Origin of the sequence: Bradyrhizobium denitrificans, assembly GCF_013179005.1 — a bacterium.
In the GTDB taxonomy this organism is placed as follows: Bacteria; Pseudomonadota; Alphaproteobacteria; order Rhizobiales; family Xanthobacteraceae; genus Bradyrhizobium; species Bradyrhizobium denitrificans.
Window position 1 is genome coordinate 65,773 of sequence record NZ_JABFDP010000037.1, and the last position, 21,374, is coordinate 87,146.

A 21,374-nucleotide genomic window follows, 5' to 3' on the forward strand; every position below is an offset into this window, starting at 1 on the left:
TTGGCGCCAATTTTTGTTCGATATTGGCGACGAAATGGGCGGTGTCTGGTGAAAGAAGCGGCAATGTGGCTGCTTTCAATCTTGCGGGCTTCGGCTAAAAGGGACGACATGATCAAGACTCGCGGCAAAGCCGATCGCGTTGCGCAGAAGACCCCGGCCCGGAGCAAGGTCCGGCGCCGGCCGGCGCCGCGGCCGGAGTCCGAGCCGGTCGATCCGCGGCGGATGGATGACGATCCGGTCGTGCAGGGCATTCTCACGGCGATCAGCCAGAAGCGGCTGAAGCCGGGGACCAAGCTCGGCGAGGACCGGCTGGCGCGCGCGCTTGGCACCACGCGCATCCACATCCGCCAGGCGCTGGCGCATCTCGCCTCGCGCAAGATCGTCGTGCAGTTTCCGAACCGCGGCGCCTTCGTCTACCGGCCGACCTGGGAGGAGGCGCGCGAGATGTTCGCCGCCCGCCGCGTCATCGAGGCGGCGACGGTGGCAGCCGCCATCGACCGGCTCGACAAGCCCGGCAAGGCGCTGCTGAAGGCGCATATGGCGCGCGAGGCGGCCGATGACCGCAGCGATCGTTGGGCCTCACTGTCGCTGACGGCGGAATTCCACATCCTGATCGCGCAGCTCGCCGGCAACCATGTGCTGCTCGACATGGCGCGCGAGCTGATCCTGCGCACCTCCCTGGCGATCGCGACGTTCGAGCAGCCCGGCGCGCCCGACTGCTCGCCGGATTCGCACCCCGACATCGGCGAGCTGGTGTTGGCGCGTGACAAGGCCGCGGCGGTCGCCGCCATGACGCATCATCTCGATGACATCGAGCGCCGCATCCAGCCGCGGCAGGCTGACGGCGAGGTCGATGAGCTGACGGAGATCTTCAAGGATCTCGGCGTCAGGCCGGCCGCGCGCCATGACAGCTGAGCACGGCGGCACGCACTCGATGACTTCGCCCCTGCCGCGCATACTGCTGATCAATCCGAACAGTTCGGCCGCGACCACGGCGATGATGGTGGCGATCGCCGCCGCATGTTGTCACGGGCGGGCCGAGATCGTCGGCGCGACCGCGATGCGGGCGCCTGCCATGATCGTCGACGGCGCGGCGCTGGCCGCATCCGCCGACGAAGTGGTCGAGATCGCACGGGCGCAGGGTGATGGCTGCGACGGCATCATTGTCGCCGCGTTCGGTGATCCCGGCGCCGCCGAGATCCGCAGCTTCTGGCCGCGACCGGTGGTCGGGATCGGCGAAGCCTCGATGCGCGAGGCGGCGCGCGATGGGCGGCGCTTCGGGATTGCCACGGTGACGCCGGCACTGGTCGCGAGCATCGCGGCGCTGGCCGGGCAGCTTGGGCTGGCGGCGCAGTTTACGGGGACGCGGCTGACCACGGGCGATCCGGCGGTCCTCGCGGCCGACCCCGAACAACTGGAGCCTGCGCTCGCGGCGGCGGCGCGCGCCTGCATCACGGAGGATGGCGCCGCGGCCGTGATCATCGGCGGCGGGCCGCTGGCGCAGGCCGCCGACCGGCTGCAGCCGCAATTCGAGGTGCCGATCATCAAGCCGATCGCGGCGGCGGTGACGCAGCTGCTGCAGCGGCTCGGCGCCTGATCTGCGCCTGATCCGAAGGCGTTCATCCCACTCATGAGGCCATAAGGCGCAGCGAGCTGATCGCCGGGGCGCTGGCTCGCGCGCGAGCAGGATGCGGCTCATTATTTCGGCATGGGTAATAAATTTTACGCTTTCAAGTTTTGACGTAATGAAACAGATTTTCTGCGCCGGTGACCATCAAGCGAATGCCCGCGACGCGGCGCGTTCATGCGAGGAGGAGCCAACGTGAGTAGCGGTTTCATCGAGGCGCATGGCCTCTGGAGCGATGAGCAGAAGGCGGCCGCAGGCGAGGCACTCGCTGCGGTCAAGGAGACGGGGGTGCGCTGCATCCGCGTCTCGGTCGCCGATCCCCAAGGCAAGCTGCGCAGCAAGACGCTGATGCCTGGTCCATTCCATGCTGCGCTGAAGAACGGCATCGAGTTCACCAACGCGCAATACGGCTTCGATTCCGCCGAGGGCATCGCCTACAATCCGTTCGTCGATGGTGGCGGCTTCGGCATGGCCGAGATGGCCGGCTTTGCCAACGTCATCCTGGTGCCCGATCCTACCACGTTCCGCGTGCTGCCCTGGTCGCCCGGCACCGGCTGGGTGCTCGGCGATCTCTATTTCCGCGACGGCCGTCCGGTGCCGTTCGATGCGCGCCACAAATTGAAGGCCGCGCTCGCCGAGCTCGCGCGGGAGAAATACACCTTCATCACGGGCCTCGAGATCGAGTTCTATGTCACCAAGGTGATCGATCCCAAGCTCGCGCCGGAGGACATGGGCACGCTCGGCCTGCCGCCAACACCGCCGGTGGTGGAAGCCGCGGCGCGCGGCTTCTCCTACCAGGTCGAGGACAATCTCGACCGCATGGACGACTTCATCTGCACGCTCGCCGATCATTGCGTGGCGCTGAACCTGCCGCTGCGCACGATGGAGAACGAGATGGGGCCGGGCCAGCTCGAATTCACCTTCGACGTTCAGACCGGGCTGAAGACCGCCGACACGATGTCGCTGTTCCGATCGATGGTGAAGCAGGTCGCGACCCGCATGGGCCTGCATGCCACCTTCATGACGCGGCCCGGCCTGCCGAACTACGTGGCCAGCGGCTGGCACCTGCATCAGAGCCTCGCGACCGCCGACGGCCGCAACGCCTTCGCCTCCGAGCCCGGCTCGGGCGAGCTGCTGTCCGAGGTTGGCCGCCGCTTTGTTGGCGGCCTGCTCGAACATGCCGCCGCCGCCTCGGTGTTCACGACGCCGACCGTCAACGGCTATCGCCGCCGCAAGCCGAACTCGCTGGCGCCGGACCGCGCCACCTGGGGCTACGACAATCGCGCCGCGATGATCCGGGTGCAGGGCATGCCCGGCGAGCCGTCGGCGCATATCGAGAACCGCATCGGCGAGCCCGGCGCCAACCCGTATCTCTACATCGCCTCGCAGGCGCTGGCCGGCCTCGACGGCCTGCGCCGCAAGCTCGATCCCGGTCCGCTGGAGACCAGCCCCTATACCGCGACGCATCGTCCGCTGCTGCCGACCAACCTCATGGAGGCGCTCGAAGCACTCAAGGGCAGCAGCTATTTCCGCGCCCAGCTCAGCGACGTCTTCGTCGACTGGCTGCTCGGCATGAAGCAGAGCGAGGTGAACCGCTTCCTTGCCGCCGAGCCGGACTGGCGGGCGACGCCGGACGACGTCACCGCCTGGGAGCATCGCGAATATTTCACGCGCTACTGACCGTGGCGCAGGACGCAAGCGCCAACCGCCTGCGTCCTGCCGGCTTCGAGGAGATTGCATGAGCCATCCACCTGAATTGCCGCTCGACGCGCTGGTGCAGGAGCATCGCGTCCACCGCTCGCTCTACACCGACGAGGCGATCTTCGCCGACGAGATGAACCGCGTGTTCGGCGGCACCTGGACCTTTCTCGCCCATGAGAGCGAGCTGCCGGCGCCGCACAGCTTCGTCCGTCGCAAGCTCGGCCTGCGGCCGGTGATCGTCAGCCGCGACCGCGACGGCGCGCTGCACGTGCTGCTCAACCGCTGCACCCATCGTGGCGCCACCGTGTGCCGCCAGGACGAGGGCACGGCGCGGCGCTTCACCTGTCCCTATCACAACTGGTCGTTCGACAGCGCCGGCGCGCTGGTCGGCGTGCCGATCGAGGAAGGCTACGGCCCCGGCTTCGACAAGGCGGCGCTCGGCCTCGGCAAGGCGCGGGTCGCGAGCTATCGCGGCTTCATCTTTGCGACGTTGAACGCGGAGATGCCGGACCTCGTCACGCATCTCGGCCCGGCCGCGCAGCTGATCGACGAATGGCTCGACCGCTGGCCCGGCGCGACCTTGAAATTGCAGCGTGGCACGCATCGCATGATCTGCCTCGGAAATTGGAAGCTGGTCTACGACAATTCCGCCGACGGCTATCATCCGGGCTTCTCACACATGTCGCTGCTGCGCATGCGCAAGGACCGCTACGGCGCCGGCGTCGACATGCAGTGGACGATCGGCAATGTCGATCACGGCCTGCAAACAGTGGCCGATGTCGGCAACGGCCACACCTTCATCGACCAGCGCGCCGAGATCAAACGCTATTGGGAGCAGGCCGCGCCGATGCCCGGCGAGACCCGTTACGAGCAGGCGATCCGCGCCAAGCTCGGCGCCAAGGCGGATGCCGCGCTCGACGTCGTGATGGGCTCGGGCATGAACCTCAACATCTTCCCAAACCTTTTGATCATCGGCAACCAGATCCAGGTGATCGAGCCGCAGAGGGTCGATCTGACGCATCTGACCTGGTACGCGACGGCGCTCGAGGCGCCGGATCTGCCCGACGAGGTCAATGCGCTGCGGATGCGGCTGCAGGAGGATTTTCCGAGCTTTGGCGAGCCCGACGATCTCGCCAATTTCGAGGAGTGCCAGGCCGGCCTGTCGATCCCCGAAATGGAATGGGTGCTGACCAACCGCCATCTCGGCACCGGCAAGGAATATATCGGCCCGAAGGGCATGCTGACGGGACCGGTGACCGACGATCTGCCGCTGCGCGCATTCTGGCGCGAGTGGAAGCGCCTGATGACGTCAACGACACGATTGGCCGCCGCATGACCCCGCTCGATCCCGGAATGAATATCGCCTTGGATGATGGTTTCACGCTCAAGGACATTCTGCGCGACAGCCTGGAATCGACCTATGTTGACGATGCCTATTATGCTCGGCTGCGCGGCGATCTCGACGAATGGCAGGCGATCGGCACGCCGCTCACCGAGGCCGAGCGGCAGCGCTACGAGGCGCTGATCCTGCATGAGCACTGGCTGCTCGACCGCCGCGCCTTTGAACGCTGGTATCAGCTCTACACCCGGCAATGCCTGTACTGGGTGCCCGCGGCTGGCGACATGCCCGACGCCGTCAGGGGCGATCCGCAGCGCCAGGTGACGATCGCCTTCGACGACCGTCGGCGGATGGGCGATCGCATCGTCTGGCTGCGCACCGGCGTGGCGTCGTCGCAGCTGCCGCCATCCTACACCAGCCATCTGAGTGCCGGCTTCGTGCGCATCGCCACGGCCGCGGACGGCGAGGTCAAGATCCGCTCGCAATTCATCGTCCACGAGATGCGCGCCGGTCATGTCGTGCAGACCCTGACCGGCTGGATGGGACACGTGCTGCGCGAGGAGGACGGCCGGCTCAAGATCGACCGCAAGCTGGTGGCGCTGCTCGATGCCGCCAGAAGCCAGCACAACATGACGTTCCTGCTCTGAGGCAGCTCGCTTTTGCGACAACGCGATTCATGCTAGCTGCGTGGTGATGATCATCGCCATGCCCCTCCGATCGCAGGACCGTTCGTCGTGAGTGCGCCGCTCCCGAACGAGGGCACCGTGGCCGAGCGGATTCGCGTCGTGCGCAACCATCTGGCGCCGGCCGAGCTCGCGGTCGCCAAGGTCATCCTGGAGAACTACCCGACCGGTGGTCTGGTGCCGATCGTGCAGCTCGCGACCGCCGCCGAGGTCAGCGCGCCGACGGTGCTGCGGCTGGTGTCGAAGCTCGGCTTCGACGGCTATGGCGCGTTTCACGAGACGCTGCGCGCCGAGATCCACCAGCGTATCTTCTCGCCGGTCGATGCCTATCCGGATTCCAAGCGCCAGCCTGCCGCCGAGACGCCGGCCGCGCGGGCGCAGGCGGCCTATGTCGACTGCATCCGCTCGACCTTCTCGCATCTCGACGTGAAGGAGCTGAAGGCCGCGGTATCAGCGCTCGCCGATGTCGCGCGGCCGGTCGTGGTGATGGGCGGCCGCATCAGCGCGATCCTGGCGACGCAGCTGGCGACCTATCTCTCGATGCTGCGCAAGGACGTCACCCACATCGCTTCCGACGGCACCGAGCGCATCTCGGCGCTCGTCGACCTCAAGCCCAGGACGGTCGTGGTGCTGTTCGATTTCCGGCACTACCAGCAGAGCACGCTCGATTGGGGCCTGGAGGCGGCCAAGCGCCGCGCGCATCTGATCCTGGTCACCGACCAGTTCCTGTCGCCGCTGGCCTCGCACGCGACGACGCTGCTGACCAGCAGCACCAAGGGGCTGGAGCCGTTCGATTCGATGGCGGGCGGGTTCGTGCTCACCGAGCTCCTGATCTCCGAGGTCGCGCGCGCGCTCGGCTCGCCCGCGCGCAAGCGGCTCGGCGAATTCCTCGCCCTGCAGCAGGCCGATGAGCAGGGCTCGCCGGGCATGACGCCGATCCAGAAGGGCCTGCGCGAGAAGTAGGACCGGCTGAGCAGGCGGGGGCGGCCTCCGCGCGCAAGAGCGACGTGAGGCCCGATCAGTTTCTATGTCATGGCCGGGCTTGACCCGCCTGCGCGGCCGAAGCCGCTTCGGCGCGGCGAAGGCCCGGCCAGCCACGTCGGCGTGGGTGGCACGGCGTGGGTGCCCGGGACGAGCCCGGGCATGACCAGTAACCTCATTGTCAGATCAATTGCGGCGGGAGCCCGCGATCATGATCTCGGTAGCCCTGCAAATCACGGCCGATAGCTGGCCGCGGGATGCGGCGCGGCGAGGCGGGCGCGGCCGGCGCCGAACATCTTTTCGCGCAACGTGCCCGGCTGGTATTCCTTCTTGTAGCGGCCGCGCCGGGTCAGCTCGGGCACCAGCATGTCGGCGACATCGGCAAAGCTCTCCGGCGACAGCGCAAAGGCGAGGTTCAGGCCGTCGACACCGGTCTGCTCGACCCATTGCTCGATGGCGTCGGCGACCTTCGCGGGCCCACCGACGAAGACCGGGCCGATGCCGCCGATGCCGATATGCTCGGCCACCTCGCGCACGGTCCAGACCCGGTCCGGGTCGGCGCGGGTGACGTTGTCCATCGCGCTGCGGCCGGCGTCGTTGAGGACGTGACGGACCTGCTGGTCGAGCTCGTAGGTCGAGAAGTCGACGCCGGTCCAGCCCGACATCAGGGTCAGCGAGGCCTCATGGTCGATATAGCGGCGATAATCGGCAAACTTCGCTTCGGCCTCCGCGTCGGTCTCGCCGAGCACGACCGTGGCGATGCTGAAGATCACCATGTCGCTGCCGGCGCGGCCGGCCTCGACCGCCGCCTGGCGGATCGCGGCGACGCGCGGCGCGATGATCTTGGCCGAGGGGCCGGACATGAACACGCATTCGGCATGGCGGCCGGCGAATACGCGGCCGCGCGGCGAGGTGCCGGCCTGGTACAGCACCGGCGTCCGCTGCGGCGACGGCTCGCAGAGATGGATGGCGTCGAGCTGGTAGGTCTCGCCCTGATGGATGACACGATGGACTTTTGCGGGATCGGTGAAGATTCCGCTGGCGCGGTCGCGCTTGACGGCGTCATCCTCCCAGCTGCCTTCCCACAGTCTGTAGACCACCTCCATGTACTCGTCGGCAATGTCGTAGCGGTCGTCATGCGCGGTCTGGCGCTCCTTGCCCATGCCGCGCGCGGCGCTGTCGAGATAGCCGGTGACGATGTTCCAGCCGATGCGGCCCTGCGTCAGGTGGTCGAGCGTCGACATGCGGCGCGCGAACGGGTAGGGCGGCTCATAGGACAAGGTGCAGGTGACGCCGAAGCCGAGATGCTCGGTCACCGCGGCCATCGCCGAGACCAGCATCATCGGATCGTTGACCGGCACCTGGATGGCATGGCGCAGCGCGGCGTCCGGCGAGCCGCCATAGACATCGTAGACGCCGAGCACGTCGGCGAGAAACAGCCCGTCGAAGCGGCCGCGCTCCAGGGTCCTGGCAAGGTCGATCCAATACGGCAGGCGGTTATAGTCAGAGGAGCGGTCACGCGGATGCCGCCACAGGCCGGGCGACTGGTGCCCGACGCAGTTCATCGCAAACGCATTCAACCGGATGTCCGCAGCCATGATGGTCCCTCGATCGTATCGTGAAGACAGATGGCACGCTTGGGCTGGCGTTTTCAATCGCGCGCATGCGCAGGGCCGCTTGCGAGCCGCGCGCAGGCTTGGCTATGGTCCAGATGCGATCAAGCGTGCCGCGACGCAATGACGGCACGCGACGGGCCATCGGCCCCGGACAGTCGGGAGGACGAGATTGATGCAGATCCGGATGATGGCGCTGGCTGCGGTCGCGTTGGGGTCGTCGGCCGTGGCATCGGCCCACGCCGATGATTTCAAGGCGAGCTGCGCCGCGCTGGGGCAGGGCTTCTCGGGCAGTGGCCGTGTTGTCACGGCGGAGTTCGTCGCCGCCGGTGGTGTGCAGCTGGCGCCGCCGGCGCCCGCGGGCGTCACCAGTCCCGCGCCGGATCACTGCCTGATCCGCGGCAAGATCAATGAGCGCACCGGCATCGACGGCAAGCCCTACGCGATCGGTTACGAACTGCGATTGCCCGCGACGTGGAATGGCAAGTTCGTCTTCCAGGGCGGTGGCGGCGTCGACGGCGTGTTGCGGCCCGCACTCGGCCTGGTCACCGGTGCGACACCGCCGAACGGGCTGTCCAACGGCTATGCCGTCGCTTCCACCGATTCCGGGCATTTGGAGGAGCCGGGGCCGCTCGGGCCGTATCTGTTTGGGCTCGATCCGCAGGCGCGGCGCGACAAGGGCTACAGCTCGATTCCGCCGGTGGCCGAAGCCGCCAAGGCCGCGACCGAGAAGCTTTACGGCACCGCGCCGCGCCGCTCCTATTTCGCGGGATGTTCCAATGGCGGCCGCCAGGCGATGGCGGTGACGCAGCGCTTTCCGAGACTGTTCGACGGCGTGATCGCCGGGGCCCCGGCCTATCGCGTGCCGCTCGCCGGCATCGACGTGATCGCGCAGGAGCAGGCGCTGCTGGCGATCGCGCCGCCCGGCCCTGACGGCAAGGCCGATGTCGGCAGCGCGCTGACCGACGACGATCTGAAGCTGGTGGCCGACGGCGTGATCGCGGCGTGCGACGGTGCCGACGGCGCCAAGGATGGCATGGTGCAGGACGTCATGGCGTGCCGCTTCGATCCGGCCGTGCTGGCCTGCAAGGAGGGCGAGAGCGCGCAATGCCTGTCTGCGCCGAAGCTGAAGGCCATCAAGTTGATGTTCGACGGCAGCCGCAATGCGATGGGCGGGTTGATCTATGCACGCTGGCCCTATGATCCCGGCCTCGCCGCGCCGGGCTGGCGCGCCTGGAAGCTCGGCACGCCCAAGTCCAGCCCGCCGAATGCGCGCAATCTGACGCTGATCGCCGGCGGCGTGCCCTATGATTTCATGAGCCCGCCGGAGACGCCGGAGGATCTCGTCGCCTGGGTGCGCAATTTCGATATCGACCGCGATACGCGGAAGGTGATGAAGGGCGCCGGCGGCTTCGACGCCGGCATGGAATATGAGGCGGCGATTTCGACCGATCTCGACGCCTTCAAATCCAGGGGCGGCAAGATGCTGTTCTATCATGGCACAGCCGATCCGATCTTCTCGGCGTTCGACACGGTCGACTATGTCGGCCAGCTCAAGACAAGATATGCCGATGCCGACGGCTTCGCGCGGCTGTTCCTGGTTCCCGGCATGAACCATTGCGGCGGCGGAACTGCGACCGATCAGTTCGACCTGCTGGCCGCGCTCGACCAATGGGTGGAGGGCACCGCCGCAGCGCCGGAGGCGATCCGCGCCACCGCGCGGCGTGCGCCGGACGTGCCGTGGCCGGGCCGCACGCGCGATCTCTGCGCGTTTCCGAAGGTGCTGGCCTACAAAGGGAGCGGCAGCCTGGAAGATGCGGCCAATTTCGAATGCCGCTGACCGGATCGTGCACGCCGCCTGGGTCGCGTGCACGATCGCTTGATGGGCCGTTGACCCGGCGTGCCGGAGTCCCGATCTACCGGCCAGCGCCGGTCTCCCTCCGCAGCGTTGCGGCGTCCCATCAGCCCTCACATCGTTCCTCATGGTTGCCGTCAAGACGCGAGCCTTCACCATTTTGTGCGAGTTCGAGCATGCTCAGACGGAGCTGATCGGGAAGTGCGTGGCATTGAGCGACGGCAAGGCAGGAACCGTGGAGCGCGTCTATCTCGACGAGCTGCATGGTCTGCGCATCACCATCAGCGGCCATGACGGCCGCTGGCCGGTGTCGACCATCAAGTTTGCCGAGCGCTGAGCGCGGGCAGCGGCCTGGCGTTTTGGAACCTTCAAACGATCAAGAGGATTGGTTGTCTGTCGCGTGCTCCAATGCCGCGCGAGCCAACTCTTCTTTCCGAAGATCGCCAATCCCACGATGTCGGAGGAGACGAAACAGCCCGATAGATTCGGTCGCGAAACGCCGTGATCGACGAGATCGCGCTGATCTCGTTGCCGGACAGCGACAATGATGGCCGGTACGACCTTCCGGGGATCAAGTCGCGCAGCGACTATCTGCAATGGCTCGGCGTTGACGCGGTTGGTTCACGCCGATCAACGCCGCTTGCGCTGCTGCTTCAGCCGCGAGAAGCCCTGGATCAGCCGCCGCAGCTCGGGATGGTGGACGCGGCGCGCGGCTGCCGAGGCCGGCAGCCAGACCAGCTTGCGCTGGCCGCGCTTGGGAAAGCGCCCGTGCTGCTTCGTCACCTTCAGCGGATAGAGCTTGACCTCGCACGCGATCTTGCGCTTGCCCTTGCGCTTATTGTGCCTGAAGCGACCGAGCGCCTGGCGGCCGATCTTGCCGCGCAGCCCGGCCTCTTCATAGGCCTCGATCGCCGCCACCCGATGCGCACGCTTGCGCAGCATCGGCGATCCCTTCGGCACCGACCAGCGCCGCTTCCGGCGCGTGGTGATCAGCAGGATGCTGAGTTCTGCAGCCTCGATACGAAAGGGCAGGGCGGCGAATTGCTTATGCTTCATGAGACCCCCTTTCACTGCGGCTCGAACCGGGCGGCTGGCGATTGGTTCCTTCGCCACCGGCGCGCGCGGCTGGTCCGCATCATTTGATACGAATCGACCGTTCCCCCGGCGCTAATGTGGGGCTGCAGAGCCCGCCGGAGGCCAGGCCCGCTGCATCGCATCGGTTCAAAGCACGTCGTGGATTTCGGATTCACTTATGTAGCTGCAGGTCCCGGTCGATGATCTAGGGTTGTATCTGCGTCAGGATCGAAGCCGGGTCATCATAGCATGGACGTCGAGACTCAGAAAAAACGAAGACGGCGCGTCAAGCAGACGATGTCGCTGGGTGAGCGCCTGTTGCAGACGGCGCGGGAGGCGCGTGACCAGGCCAAGCGCCTTCCGCCGGGAATCGAGCAGGCCCGCCAGCTGAGACGGGCGCGCGAAGCGGAAGCGATTGCCGAGCTCGATCGCTTCCTGACCGCTCCGGCGCGCAGCAATCCGCCGCGGTCGCGCTGAACCCGCCGCGCGCAGCGTGATGGGGACAGCGTCGCGAGGTAAGAGTGTCGCACCTGCATAGATTTGCTGCATGCGAGCCTGAATTGGTGCAGGCATCGCTGCAATAACGCGCTTGACAGGATATGCGTTCTAAGGGACCGTACTGTCCACGCGTTGGGCACAGCGGCCCGTAGACGCAACACGATCAAACCATTTCCAACGCCGCGCTGTTTGAAGCGTGTTTGGTTGGTGGCGAGGGCGCCCTCGGCTTCACGGCCGGCGGGCGTTTTTTTGTTTTGGGATGCGGGATGACACGGACGACGTATCGCATCGGGGTGATGTTCTCGACGACGGGATCGTACAGCGTCGTCGCGCGCTCGATGCTGAACGGGGCGCAGCTCGCGCTCGCCGAGATCAACGCCGGCGACGGCCCGATCGCGCTCGAGCCCGTGGTGGTCAATCCGGCCGGTGATCTCGCGCAGTATCGCGCGCTGGCGCGCGACCTCCTCGGCTCCGGCATCCGCCAGGTGGTCGGCTGCTACACCTCCTCGAGTCGTAAGGAGGTCATTCCCTGCTTCGAGAAGTTCGACGGGCTGCTCTGGTACCCGTCGCACTACGAAGGCTTCGAGAGCTCCGACAACGTCATCTATACCGGCGCGGCGCCGAACCAGCACGTGCTGCCGCTGGTCGACTATCTGGCCTCACGCGTCGGCAAGCGCGCGTTCTGCGTCGGCTCCAATTACATCTGGGCCTGGGAGAACAACCGCATCTTCCGCGAGGCGCTCAGCGCCCGCGGCGGCAGCGTGCTGGCCGAGCGCTATCTCTCGGTCGGCGACACCGAGTTCGACCAGGTGATCGCGGCCATTCTCGAGCAGCGTCCGGATTTCGTCTTCAACAACCTGATCGGCACCAGCGCCTATGCGTTCTTCCGGGCGTTCCGCGCAGCCTGTCGCGCCGCCGGAATCGACCAGGCGAACGACATCCCGGTCGCGAGCTGCACGCTGTCGGAGCCGGAGCTGCAGGAGATCGGGACCGAGGCGGTCGACGGCCACCTGTCCTCCAGCGTGTACTTCTCCTCGCTGAACTCGCCGGAGAATGCGGCCTTCCTGCGGGCCTATTCGCGCGCCTGTCCCGATGGTCCGGTGGTCTCGGCCGATGCCGAGGCGTCCTATATCGCGGTCAAGCTGCTGGCCGCGACGCTCGCCCAGGCGGGCACCGACGAGTCGCGCTTCGTGCGCTGTGCCGTCGCCAATCAGCGTCTGCCAGCCCCGCAGGGCGAGGTGCGGATCGATCCGCAGACCTATCATGCCTGGCTGACGCCGCGGATCGGCCGTTCGTCTCGCGACGGTCAGTTCGAGCTGCTGCTGGAAGCGCGGCAGCCGATCGCGCCCGATCCCTATCTCGTGCAGTCGTCGCCGCGCTTCGCGACATCCATGCGTCCTCCGCTGCTCCGAATGGTGAAGTCATGACCTTCCGACTGCTGCAGAACTTCAAGGGTGGCCGCGCGCTGGTGATCACCCGGCGGGCAGGGTGGGAGACCACGCTGGAGACGACCCTCGCCAAGCTCGGCGTCGCCTGCGACTATCCCGAGATCGTCGACGGCCGCGCCCAGCTCGACGTCGGCGTCTTGCAGCCGGAGCGCGACATCCTGTTCATCGATGGCGACCTCGAAGGCGCCGTCGCCATCGAGGTCAACCCGGCGTCGAAACTGCCGCCCGTTCCGGTGATCGGGCTGGTCGGCGTGGAGGCGCCGAGCCGGCTCAAGGCGCTGGTCAATCTCGGCGCCACCTCGTTCCTGCGCAAGCCCGTGCATGGCGGCGCCGTCTACACCGCGCTGTTCCTCGGCATCAACCAGTTCCTGCTGCGCACCGACATGTATGAGAAGCTGCAGGACCTCGAGAGCCGCCGGCGCGGCCGAAGGGCCGTGATCCGTGCCGTCGTGACCCTGATGCAGGAGACAGGTCTCAACGACGACGACGCCTATTCCGCGCTTCGCCGCGACAGCATGCGGGCGCGGCAAAGTCTGGAGCTCTATTGCGAGGAGTTCCTGAAGAGACGGGCGAGGCCGCCCGATACGCCGGAACGCCCGAGCAGCATCACGCTGCAAGGCGTCAACAAACAAGCGATGTAGGAGCATCACATGACCAGATCTGGATTGCGGGGGCTGCGCGCCGCGGCCCTCACGGGGACGCTTGTCTTCGCGTCAGGCGCTTATGCTGCGGAAAACCCGATCAAGCTCGGCGTGCTGGAGGACCAGTCCGGCGACTTCGCCGCCGCCACCATCGGCAAGGTGCACGCCATCCAGCTGGCGGCCGAGGAGATCAACAAGTCGGGCGGCATCATGGGCCGTCCCCTGGAGCTCGTGACCTACGACACCCAGTCGGACAACACGCGCTACCAGGAGTTCATGCGCCGCGTGCTGCAGCGGGACAAGGTCGATGTCGTGTTCGCCGGCTTCTCCTCGGCCTCGCGCGAGGCCTACCGGCCGATCGTCGACCAGTTCAACGGCTTCGCCTTCTACAACAACCAGTATGAGGGCGGCGTCTGCGACGGCCACATGGTGGTGACCGGCGCCGTTCCCGAGCAGCAGTTCTCGACGCTCATTCCCTACATGATGCAGACCTACGGCAAGAAGGTCTACACGCTCGCCGCCGACTATAATTTCGGCCAGATCTCGGCCGAGTGGGTGCGCAAGATCGTCAAGGAGAATGGCGGCGAGATGGCCGGCGAGGAGTTCATCCCGCTCGGCGTGTCGCAGTTCTCGCAAAGCATCCAGAACATCCAGAAAGCCAAGCCCGACTTCGTCGTGACCCTGCTGGTCGGCACCGCGCAGGCCTCCTATTACGAGCAGGCGGCCTCCGCCAACGTCAACCTGCCGATGGCCTCGTCGGTCAATGTCGGCCAGGGCTATGAGCACAAGCGCTTCAAGCCGCCGAGCCTCAAGGACATGTACGTCACCACCAACTACATCGAGGAGATCGATACGCCGAAGAGCAAGGAGTTCTACGCCAAGTTCAAGGCCAAGTTCCCCAGCGAGCCCTATGTGAACCAGGAGGCCGAGAACTCCTACCTCGCGGTCTATCTCTACAAGCAGATGGTGGAGCGGGCGAAGTCGACCAATCGCGACGAGATCCGCAAGGTGATCGCGATGGGCGACGTCTGCATGGACGCGCCGGAAGGCAAGGTCTGCATCGACCCGAAGAGCCAGCACATGTCGCACACCATCTACCTCGCCAAGGTCGGCGCCGACCATTCGATCTCGTTCCCGAAGATCTGGGAGGACATCAAGCCGTATTGGCTGGGCGAGGCCGGCTGTGACCTGACCAAGAAGGATCCGATGGCGCAATACACGCCGTCGAATCCGCCGCCGAAGCCCTGACCGGCGGCCGCGGCCGCTCCGGCGTCCCCTCACGCCGGAGCGGCTCGCTCCCGATCGTCACGCACATCTTTCCGCTCCCACATTGATCGAAGACATGGACATCGCAACCCTGGTTTTCTCTGCGCTCTACCAGTTCGGCGACGCATTCGCGTTCCTGGTGCTGTCGGCCTGCGGGCTCGCGGTCATCTTCGGCATGATGGGCGTGATCAATCTCGCCCATGGCGAGTTCATCATGTGCGGCGCCTATGTCACGGCGGCGACCGTGCATGCCGGCCTGCCGCTGCCGCTCGGCATTCTCTGCGGCACCTTGGCCTCGGCCTGCGTTGGCGTGCTGGTCGAGCTGCTGGTCATCCGCCATCTCTATGAGCGTCCGCTCGATACCATCGTCGCCACCTGGGGCCTCAGTCTGATCGCGACGCAGGGCACCCTGATCATGGTCGGGTCGACCATGGCCGGCGTCGGCACGCCGTTCGGCAGTTTCCAGGTCGGCGCCTATTCCTATTCGATCTACCGCATCGTGCTGTTCGTCGCGGCGCTGGCCGTGCTCGGCGCGCTCTATGCGCTGTTCAACTGGACGCGGTTCGGCGTGCTCGCGCGCGCCACCATCCAGGTGCCGCATATGGCGGCGGCGCTCGGCGTCGATACCCGGCTGATCTACAGCCTCACTTTTGCCTGCGGGGCAGGGCTCGCCGGCCTCGCCGGCGGGCTCTACGCGCCGACCATGACCCTGGTGCCGACCATGGGCGCGACCTTCATCATGGAGGCCTTCGTCACCGTGGTGATCGGCGGCGCCGACGTCTTCCTCGGCACCGCGCCGGCCGGCGGCATTCTTGCGATCGTGAAATCCGGCATGACCTCCTGGCAGGGCCAGCTGTTCGGCCAGATCGGTCTCCTGATCGCCGTCATCATCGTCGTCCGGGTGCTGCCGAAGGGCATCTCCGGCTTCGTGCTGCGCGAGCGGACCTGAGGAGCGGCGCGATGACCGGATTTCTCGGATTGTTTCGTCGTCTCGAAGGCCCGCAGACGCTCGGCCGCGGTCCCGCTTTCTGGGCGCTGTTCGCGCTCGTGCTCGCCGGCGCGCTGGCCTATCCACTGTTCAGCGACGGCTACACGGTCGGCAACACCGTCTACTTCTTCGTCTGGGTGTTCATCGCGCTCAGCCTCAGCCTGATCTGGGGCTATGGCGGTTCGCTGTCATTCGGCCAGACCGCGTTCTTCGGCATCGCCGGTTATGGCTACGGCATCCTCACCATCAATTTCGGCGCGTCCTACGGCTTCACCTGGATCGCGCTGCTGCTCGCTATCGGCATGGCCGCATTGGTGGCGGCGCTGCTCGGCTATTTCATGTTCTTCGGCCGCATCGGCGGCGTGTTCCTCGGCATCGTCACGCTCGCCGTGACCCTGATGCTCGAGCGCTTCATGGCCCAGACCGCCGGCCCGGAATGGCGCATCGGCGCCGCCCGGCTGAACGGCTTCAACGGCATGAGCGCGATGCCGCCACTGACGATTCCGTGGTTCGGCGGGCCGATCGTGCTGTTCGCCGATGTCGGGCTGTATTACGTCGTGCTCGCCATGCTCGTGCTGGTCTATCTGGCGCTGCGCATCCTGATGAATTCGTCGTTCGGCAATGTCATCGTCGCGATCCGGGAAAATCCCGAGCGGGCCGAGATGCTGGGCTATGACATCCGCAAATATCAGCTGATCACCTTCGTCATCGGCGCGGCGCTCGCCGGCCTCTCCGGCGTGCTCTACACGGTGTGGGGCCAGTACATCACGCCTTCCAGCATGGGCATGACGGCGGCCTCACTGCCGCTGATCTGGGTCGCCGTGGGCGGCCGCAGCGATCTGACGGCCACCATCATCGGTACCTTGGTGGTGCTCTCCGGCTTTCAGGCGCTGACCATCTATGGCAGCCAATATGCGCTCGTTTTCATGGGTGTGCTCCTGGTGCTGACGGTGCTGATCGCGCCCAACGGCCTCGTGCTCGGCCTTATCACCTGGGTCACGAAGCGGGTCGCGCGGCGCAAGCAGGAGACCGCGTGATGGCGTTGCTGCAATTGCGCGACCTCAACAAGCATTTCGGCGGCCTGCACGTGACCAATTCGGTCAACCTCGTGCTGGAGCAGGGCGAGATCCACTGCCTGATCGGGCCGAACGGCGCCGGCAAGAGCACGCTGTTCCGGCTGATCCTCGGCGAGCACCATCCCGGCAGCGGCCAGATCTGGTTCGCCGACGAGGATATCACCGCGCTGAAATCCTTCGCCCGAATCCGCCGCGGCCTCTCGGTCAAGTTCCAGGTGCCCGGCGTGTTCAAGAGCCTGTCGGTACGGCAGAACCTCGAGATCGCGCTGCAGAGCCGGCTGCATGGGGCTGCGCTCGACAAGGAGATCGAAGGCCTGCTCGCCTTTCTCAATCTCGAAGCCGAGCAGGCGCAGCTCGCCGGCAATCTCAGCCACGGCCAGAAGCAGTGGCTGGAGATCGGCATGGCGATTTCGTTGAAGCCGCGGCTGCTGCTGCTCGACGAGCCAACCGCCGGCATGTCGCCGGAGGAGACTCATTTGACCGGCGAGATGGTGCGGCGGCTGAACGCCGCCGGCATGACGGTGCTCGCGATCGAGCACGACATGGCCTTCGTGCGCCAGGTCGCGCAGCGCGTCACCGTGCTGCATCTCGGCCAGGTGTTCGCGCAGGGCTCGATCGACGAGATCGTGGCCGACGAGCGCGTCGCGGCGATCTATCTGGGGCAGGCGCATGCGTAAGGAAGTCATCCTCACCACTTTGGGTCTGCGCGCCGGCTATGGCGGCAAGCCGGTGCTGCAGGGCCTCGAGATCGAGGTCCGCGAAAGCGAGATCGTCGCCGTGATCGGCCGCAATGGCGTCGGCAAATCGACCCTGATGAAGAGCCTGATCGGGCTGGTGCCGGCCATGAGCGGCTCGATCGTCTATCGCGGCGAGGCCGTCGAGCAATTGCCGGCGCACAAGCGCGCGCGGCTCGGCATGGGCTATGTGCCGCAGGGCCGCGACGTGTTTCCGCGGCTGACGGTCGGCGAGAACATGGCGGTCGGAGCGGCGATCAAGGGCGGCGGCATTCCGGAGGAGGGGCGCCGGCGTGTGGTGGACGCGTTCCCGATCCTGCAGGAGCGCTGGAGCCAGCGCGCCGGCACGATGTCCGGCGGCCAGCAGCAGCAGCTCGCGATCGGTCGTGTCCTGATCGCCGATCCGCATCTGATCCTGCTCGACGAGCCCTCCGAGGGCATCCAGCCGAACATCGTCCAGGACATCGCCCGCAACATGGTCGAGCTCAACCGCAAGACCGGCGTCACCATCATCCTGGTCGAGCAGAACCTCGACATGATCCGCGCCATGGCGCAGCGCGCTTACGTCATGGACAAGGGCCGCATCACCGCAAGCCTCGCGCGCGAGGCACTCGACGACGCCGCCGAGATGCGCCGCCACCTCGCGGTCTGAGGCAAAGAAACGCTGATAACGAGCACAAGGAGAACGAGCATGGCCTGGCAGTCGGAGTCGATCATGGCCCGCAAGGGCGTCGCCAAGGGTGTGCGCGGCGCGCACCATTTCATCACCGAGAAGGATCAGGGCAAGTATCACTATGTCTACGGTCCCTATGTCGATCCGGTGCTGACCGTCGATCCCGGTGCCGTCGTGTCCGCCGAGACCCATGACGCGTTCGAGGGCGCGATCAAGCATGAGAGCGACAGCCCGTCGAAGATCCTGAACTTCCCGTTCCTCAATCCGCAGAACGGCCCGATCTACGTCAACGGCGCCGAGAAGGGCGATACGCTCGCGGTCTATATCGAGAGCATCGTGCCGCGCGGGCCGCAGCCGCGGGGCACCACCGTGGTGATGCCGGATTTCGGCGGGCTGGTCTCGACCGGCAACACCGCGCTGCTCAATCCGGCGTTGCCGGAGCGGGTGAAAAAGCTCGAAATCACGGCCGAGAACGGCACCAGATGGAACGACAAGATCACGCTGCCCTATGAGCCGTTCATCGGCACCATCGGCACCTCGCCGGAGATCGAGGCGATCTCCTCGCTGGTCCCGGACTACTATGGCGGCAACATGGACCTGCCGGATGTCGGCACCGGCGCGGTCATCTATCTGCCGGTCAATACCAAGGGCGCGCTGCTGTATCTCGGCGATTGTCACGCCGCGCAGGGCGACGGCGAATTGTGCGGCGTCGCGATCGAGCATCCGACCGTGACGACCGTGCAGGTCGACCTGATCAAGGGCTGGCACATCGCTTGGCCGAGATTGGAGACCAAGGACTTCATCATGACCATCGGCTCGGCGCGGCCGATGGAGGATGCAGCGCGCATCGCCTATCGCGAGCTGTGCCGCTGGATGGCCGCCGATTACGGCTTTGAGGAGATCGACGCCTACATGTTGCTGACCCAGGCCGGGCGCGTCCGGCTCGGCAACATGGTCGATCCGAAATACACGCTTGGCGCCTCCATCAAGAAATCGTTCCTGGTCTGAGGTCACAAGCGATGTCGTTGCAATACAAGGTCGCTACCGTCCAGTTCGAGCCGACATTGGCCGAGAAGGAGCGCAATATCGAGAGCCTGCTCGCGTTGTGCGAGCAGGCCGCATCGTCCGGCGCCAAGCTGATCGTGACGCCGGAAATGGGCACGACCGGCTATTGCTGGTACGACCGCGCCGAGGTGGCGCCGTTCGTCGAGAAGGTGCCGGGCGCGACCACGCACCGCTTCGAGGCGCTCGCCAAGCGGCACGGCTGCTATGTCGTGATCGGTATGCCCGAGGTCGATGACGACGACATCTACTACAACAGCGCGGTGCTGATCGGCCCCGATGGTGTGATCGGCCGGCACCGTAAGACCCATCCCTACATCTCCGAGCCGAAATGGGCGGCGGCTGGCGACCTGCACAACCAGGTGTTCGAGACGCCGATCGGCCGCATCGCGCTCCTGATCTGCATGGACATCCATTTCGTCGAGACCGCGCGGCTGATGGCGCTCGGCGGCGCCGACATCATCTGCCACGTCTCGAACTGGCTGGCCGAGCGAACGCCGGCGCCATACTGGATCAGCCGGGCCTTCGAGAATTCCTGCTATGTGGTCGAGAGTAATCGCTGGGGGCTGGAACGCACCGTGCAGTTCTCCGGCGGCAGCTGCGTCATCGCGCCCGATGGTACGCTGGCTGCGGTGATCGACAAGGGCGACGGCGTTGCCTTCGCCGAGGTCGATCTCGCTGCGGCCAGGGCGCGGCGCGTGCTCGGCGAGCCGGTGTTCGCGCAGCGCCGGCCGGAACTGTATCCGGAGTTGCTCACCAACACCTACAGCTGGAACCCGCGCGATTTCTTCGGGCTGTACGGCCATCAGCCGTGGCCGGCAGGCAAACGCTCGCGCATCAGCGTCGCGCAATTCGCGCCGACGTCGGATGGCGCCGCCAATCTGGCGCGGATTGCGGATCTCGCGGCCGCCGCCAAGGCCGATGCTGCCGAACTGGTGGTGTTTCCGGAGCTTGCGGCAACAGGGCTGACCGATCCGGCCGCCGCGGCGGAGCCGATCCCGGGCCGCATCACGGCCCAGCTCGCCGAGATCGCAGCAAGGCAGGGGATCACACTGGTCTGCGGACTTGCGGAACGAGACGGGAACACCATCTATAACTCAGCCGTCCTGGTGACGCCCGACGGTAAAATCGCAACCTATCGCAAGACGCATCTCACGACCGCCGAGCGCAGCTGGGCCAGTGCGGGAGATTCATGGGCCGTCGTCGATACGCCGATAGGGCGGATCGGTGTGCTGATCGGCCACGACGCTGCCTTTCCGGAGGCGGGCCGGGTGCTGGCGTTGCGCGGTTGTGACCTGATCGTCTGTCCTGCAGCGGTGAAGGGCACCTTCAGTGCGGCGCATGCGGGAACGGAGGTCGCGCAGCCTGCGCCGATCCCGACCGGCGCCGATCCGCATCATTGGCATCACTTCCGCGTTCGCGGTGGCGAGAACAACGCCTACTTCGCATTCGCGAATGTGTGCGACGCCGCGAATGATTATCCCGGGCTGAGCGGCGTGTTCGGTCCGGATACGTTCGCGTTTCCGCGTCGTGAGGCGATCATCGAGGGCGAGGAGGGGATTGCGACGGCGGAGATCGACACCAGCAATCTCGACAGCGTCTATCCGACCAACGTCGTTCGGCGGAAGGATCTCGTCTGCATGCGCATGCCGCAGTCCTATCGTGCGCTGGTGCAACCAAGCGCGAGCAATTTCTGACGCTGCGCGCACGTTCCGTCTCAAAATGGAACGAGAACGGCGTGTGAGGGGGCGGAGAGCGGGGTGCGACCACGCTGTCCACATTTCTTCACAGCCGTCGCAAAAAGTTCTTGCACGGGATGCGGCATCGCACTATCTCACCACCACGCCAGCCGGACATCACTGATGACTGAGGCCCCCGACTTTCGGGACCAACGTTGTTTTCTCTGATGTTTCTTCTTCCGACTGGCTCCTGAGTTTTTCTTCAGAAAAGCTCTTGACGGTCTCTCAAAATCAGCTATGTGAAGCGCCCCGGCAACGGAGACTTCGACGGCGAAAGAGACCAGAGAAGTTGCACTAATTAGTTCTCTGCGATGTAGTTCGCGAACTAACAAGTGCGGGCTGTTTGACAAGTGAAGATGAAGAAAGAGAAACGTGG

At 66.0% G+C, this 21,374-nt stretch carries 20 protein-coding genes; 18 read left to right on the forward strand and 2 right to left on the reverse strand.

The features are described from left to right. The first annotated feature begins 108 nt into the window (after positions 1-108). The 6 genes from HL671_RS32650 to HL671_RS32675 all read left to right on the forward strand — a co-directional run bounded on the left by HL671_RS32650 (position 109) and on the right by HL671_RS32675 (position 6,313). Entirely contained in the window at positions 109-915 is an 807-nt protein-coding gene (locus tag HL671_RS32650) for a GntR family transcriptional regulator (RefSeq protein ID WP_172242253.1), read from the forward strand. 19 nt (positions 916-934) lie between these two features. Continuing rightward, positions 935-1,597, forward strand: coding sequence for an aspartate/glutamate racemase family protein (locus tag HL671_RS32655; RefSeq protein ID WP_246579586.1), 663 nt, complete (start codon positions 935-937; stop codon positions 1,595-1,597). 207 nt (positions 1,598-1,804) lie between these two features. Continuing rightward, positions 1,805-3,307, forward strand: a complete 1,503-nt coding sequence (locus HL671_RS32660; RefSeq protein WP_172242256.1) for a glutamine synthetase family protein — start codon at positions 1,805-1,807, stop codon at positions 3,305-3,307. Between the two features lie 58 nt (positions 3,308-3,365). After that, positions 3,366-4,664 (forward strand): aromatic ring-hydroxylating oxygenase subunit alpha, encoded by a 1,299-nt coding sequence (locus tag HL671_RS32665; protein WP_172242259.1) that lies wholly within the window; start codon positions 3,366-3,368, stop codon positions 4,662-4,664. A 17-nt stretch (positions 4,665-4,681) separates the two neighbouring features. Next, positions 4,682-5,314 (forward strand): aromatic-ring-hydroxylating dioxygenase subunit beta, encoded by a 633-nt coding sequence (locus tag HL671_RS32670; RefSeq protein WP_201767759.1) that lies wholly within the window; start codon positions 4,682-4,684, stop codon positions 5,312-5,314. An 87-nt stretch (positions 5,315-5,401) separates the two neighbouring features. Continuing rightward, on the forward strand, positions 5,402-6,313 hold the full coding sequence (locus tag HL671_RS32675; RefSeq protein ID WP_012043324.1) for a MurR/RpiR family transcriptional regulator: 912 nt from the start codon (positions 5,402-5,404) through the stop codon (positions 6,311-6,313). 251 nt (positions 6,314-6,564) lie between these two features. Here the strand turns inward: HL671_RS32675 and HL671_RS32680 are convergent, their stop codons facing one another. Beyond that, positions 6,565-7,929, reverse strand: coding sequence for an LLM class flavin-dependent oxidoreductase (locus tag HL671_RS32680; RefSeq protein WP_172242262.1), 1,365 nt, complete (start codon positions 7,927-7,929; stop codon positions 6,565-6,567). 190 nt (positions 7,930-8,119) lie between these two features. Between HL671_RS32680 and HL671_RS32685 the strand changes: the two genes are divergently transcribed. Beyond that, positions 8,120-9,784, forward strand: coding sequence for a tannase/feruloyl esterase family alpha/beta hydrolase (locus HL671_RS32685; RefSeq protein ID WP_172242265.1), 1,665 nt, complete (start codon positions 8,120-8,122; stop codon positions 9,782-9,784). Positions 9,785-9,926: 142 nt separating this feature from the next. Further along, positions 9,927-10,136, forward strand: a complete 210-nt coding sequence (locus tag HL671_RS32690) for a hypothetical protein (protein ID WP_012043327.1) — start codon at positions 9,927-9,929, stop codon at positions 10,134-10,136. Positions 10,137-10,429: 293 nt separating this feature from the next. Here the strand turns inward: HL671_RS32690 and HL671_RS32695 are convergent, their stop codons facing one another. After that, positions 10,430-10,855, reverse strand: coding sequence for an NUDIX hydrolase (locus HL671_RS32695; RefSeq protein WP_172242268.1), 426 nt, complete (start codon positions 10,853-10,855; stop codon positions 10,430-10,432). A 267-nt stretch (positions 10,856-11,122) separates the two neighbouring features. Here HL671_RS32695 and HL671_RS32700 point away from each other — a divergent pair, with 267 nt between their 5' ends. The 10 genes from HL671_RS32700 to HL671_RS32745 all read left to right on the forward strand — a co-directional run bounded on the left by HL671_RS32700 (position 11,123) and on the right by HL671_RS32745 (position 20,956). Then, complete coding sequence (locus HL671_RS32700; protein ID WP_172242271.1) at positions 11,123-11,350, forward strand: hypothetical protein; 228 nt, start codon at positions 11,123-11,125, stop codon at positions 11,348-11,350. Between the two features lie 287 nt (positions 11,351-11,637). Beyond that, positions 11,638-12,798, forward strand: a complete 1,161-nt coding sequence (locus HL671_RS32705) for a transporter substrate-binding domain-containing protein (protein WP_172242274.1) — start codon at positions 11,638-11,640, stop codon at positions 12,796-12,798. Beyond that, positions 12,795-13,460 carry an ANTAR domain-containing response regulator gene (locus HL671_RS32710; RefSeq protein ID WP_012043331.1) on the forward strand — a complete coding sequence of 222 codons (666 nt, stop codon included), beginning with the start codon at positions 12,795-12,797 and terminating at the stop codon, positions 13,458-13,460. The genes HL671_RS32705 and HL671_RS32710 overlap by 4 nt, the downstream gene beginning before the upstream one ends. 9 nt (positions 13,461-13,469) lie before the next feature. Beyond that, the gene (locus tag HL671_RS32715) at positions 13,470-14,708 is read left to right on the forward strand and encodes an urea ABC transporter substrate-binding protein (RefSeq protein WP_172242277.1); all 1,239 of its coding nucleotides are present in this window, start codon (positions 13,470-13,472) and stop codon (positions 14,706-14,708) included. Between the two features lie 94 nt (positions 14,709-14,802). Further along, entirely contained in the window at positions 14,803-15,675 is an 873-nt protein-coding gene (locus HL671_RS32720; RefSeq protein WP_012043333.1) for an ABC transporter permease subunit, read from the forward strand. Between the two features lie 11 nt (positions 15,676-15,686). After that, a complete protein-coding gene (locus HL671_RS32725) occupies positions 15,687-16,751 on the forward strand; it encodes a branched-chain amino acid ABC transporter permease (protein ID WP_012043334.1) in 1,065 nt (354 codons plus the stop codon). After that, positions 16,751-17,467, forward strand: coding sequence for an ABC transporter ATP-binding protein (locus tag HL671_RS32730; protein WP_172242280.1), 717 nt, complete (start codon positions 16,751-16,753; stop codon positions 17,465-17,467). The genes HL671_RS32725 and HL671_RS32730 overlap by 1 nt, the downstream gene beginning before the upstream one ends. Beyond that, positions 17,460-18,176 carry an ABC transporter ATP-binding protein gene (locus tag HL671_RS32735; RefSeq protein ID WP_012043336.1) on the forward strand — a complete coding sequence of 239 codons (717 nt, stop codon included), beginning with the start codon at positions 17,460-17,462 and terminating at the stop codon, positions 18,174-18,176. Before HL671_RS32730 ends, HL671_RS32735 begins: the two co-directional genes overlap by 8 nt. A 39-nt stretch (positions 18,177-18,215) precedes the next feature. Continuing rightward, the gene (locus HL671_RS32740; RefSeq protein WP_012043337.1) at positions 18,216-19,205 is read left to right on the forward strand and encodes an acetamidase/formamidase family protein; all 990 of its coding nucleotides are present in this window, start codon (positions 18,216-18,218) and stop codon (positions 19,203-19,205) included. Positions 19,206-19,216: 11 nt separating this feature from the next. Next, positions 19,217-20,956, forward strand: a complete 1,740-nt coding sequence (locus HL671_RS32745) for a nitrilase-related carbon-nitrogen hydrolase (protein WP_172242283.1) — start codon at positions 19,217-19,219, stop codon at positions 20,954-20,956. Positions 20,957-21,374: the final 418 nt, after the last annotated feature.

Excerpts from the sequence above, each read along its gene's own strand:
- HL671_RS32650 (WP_172242253.1), top strand. The coding sequence starts at position 109 with ATGATCAAGACTCGCGGCAAAGCCGATCGCGTTGCGCAGAAGACCCCG.
- HL671_RS32655 (WP_246579586.1), top strand. The coding sequence starts at position 935 with ATGACTTCGCCCCTGCCGCGCATACTGCTGATCAATCCGAACAGTTCG.
- HL671_RS32660 (WP_172242256.1), top strand. The coding sequence starts at position 1,805 with ATGCGAGGAGGAGCCAACGTGAGTAGCGGTTTCATCGAGGCGCATGGC.
- HL671_RS32665 (WP_172242259.1), top strand. The coding sequence starts at position 3,366 with ATGAGCCATCCACCTGAATTGCCGCTCGACGCGCTGGTGCAGGAGCAT.
- HL671_RS32670 (WP_201767759.1), top strand. The coding sequence starts at position 4,682 with ATGAATATCGCCTTGGATGATGGTTTCACGCTCAAGGACATTCTGCGC.
- HL671_RS32680 (WP_172242262.1), bottom strand. The coding sequence starts at position 7,929 with ATGGCTGCGGACATCCGGTTGAATGCGTTTGCGATGAACTGCGTCGGG.
- HL671_RS32685 (WP_172242265.1), top strand. The coding sequence starts at position 8,120 with ATGCAGATCCGGATGATGGCGCTGGCTGCGGTCGCGTTGGGGTCGTCG.
- HL671_RS32690 (WP_012043327.1), top strand. The coding sequence starts at position 9,927 with ATGGTTGCCGTCAAGACGCGAGCCTTCACCATTTTGTGCGAGTTCGAG.
- HL671_RS32695 (WP_172242268.1), bottom strand. The coding sequence starts at position 10,855 with ATGAAGCATAAGCAATTCGCCGCCCTGCCCTTTCGTATCGAGGCTGCA.
- HL671_RS32700 (WP_172242271.1), top strand. The coding sequence starts at position 11,123 with ATGGACGTCGAGACTCAGAAAAAACGAAGACGGCGCGTCAAGCAGACG.
- HL671_RS32705 (WP_172242274.1), top strand. The coding sequence starts at position 11,638 with ATGACACGGACGACGTATCGCATCGGGGTGATGTTCTCGACGACGGGA.
- HL671_RS32710 (WP_012043331.1), top strand. The coding sequence starts at position 12,795 with ATGACCTTCCGACTGCTGCAGAACTTCAAGGGTGGCCGCGCGCTGGTG.
- HL671_RS32715 (WP_172242277.1), top strand. The coding sequence starts at position 13,470 with ATGACCAGATCTGGATTGCGGGGGCTGCGCGCCGCGGCCCTCACGGGG.
- HL671_RS32720 (WP_012043333.1), top strand. The coding sequence starts at position 14,803 with ATGGACATCGCAACCCTGGTTTTCTCTGCGCTCTACCAGTTCGGCGAC.
- HL671_RS32725 (WP_012043334.1), top strand. The coding sequence starts at position 15,687 with ATGACCGGATTTCTCGGATTGTTTCGTCGTCTCGAAGGCCCGCAGACG.
- HL671_RS32730 (WP_172242280.1), top strand. The coding sequence starts at position 16,751 with ATGGCGTTGCTGCAATTGCGCGACCTCAACAAGCATTTCGGCGGCCTG.
- HL671_RS32735 (WP_012043336.1), top strand. The coding sequence starts at position 17,460 with ATGCGTAAGGAAGTCATCCTCACCACTTTGGGTCTGCGCGCCGGCTAT.
- HL671_RS32740 (WP_012043337.1), top strand. The coding sequence starts at position 18,216 with ATGGCCTGGCAGTCGGAGTCGATCATGGCCCGCAAGGGCGTCGCCAAG.
- HL671_RS32745 (WP_172242283.1), top strand. The coding sequence starts at position 19,217 with ATGTCGTTGCAATACAAGGTCGCTACCGTCCAGTTCGAGCCGACATTG.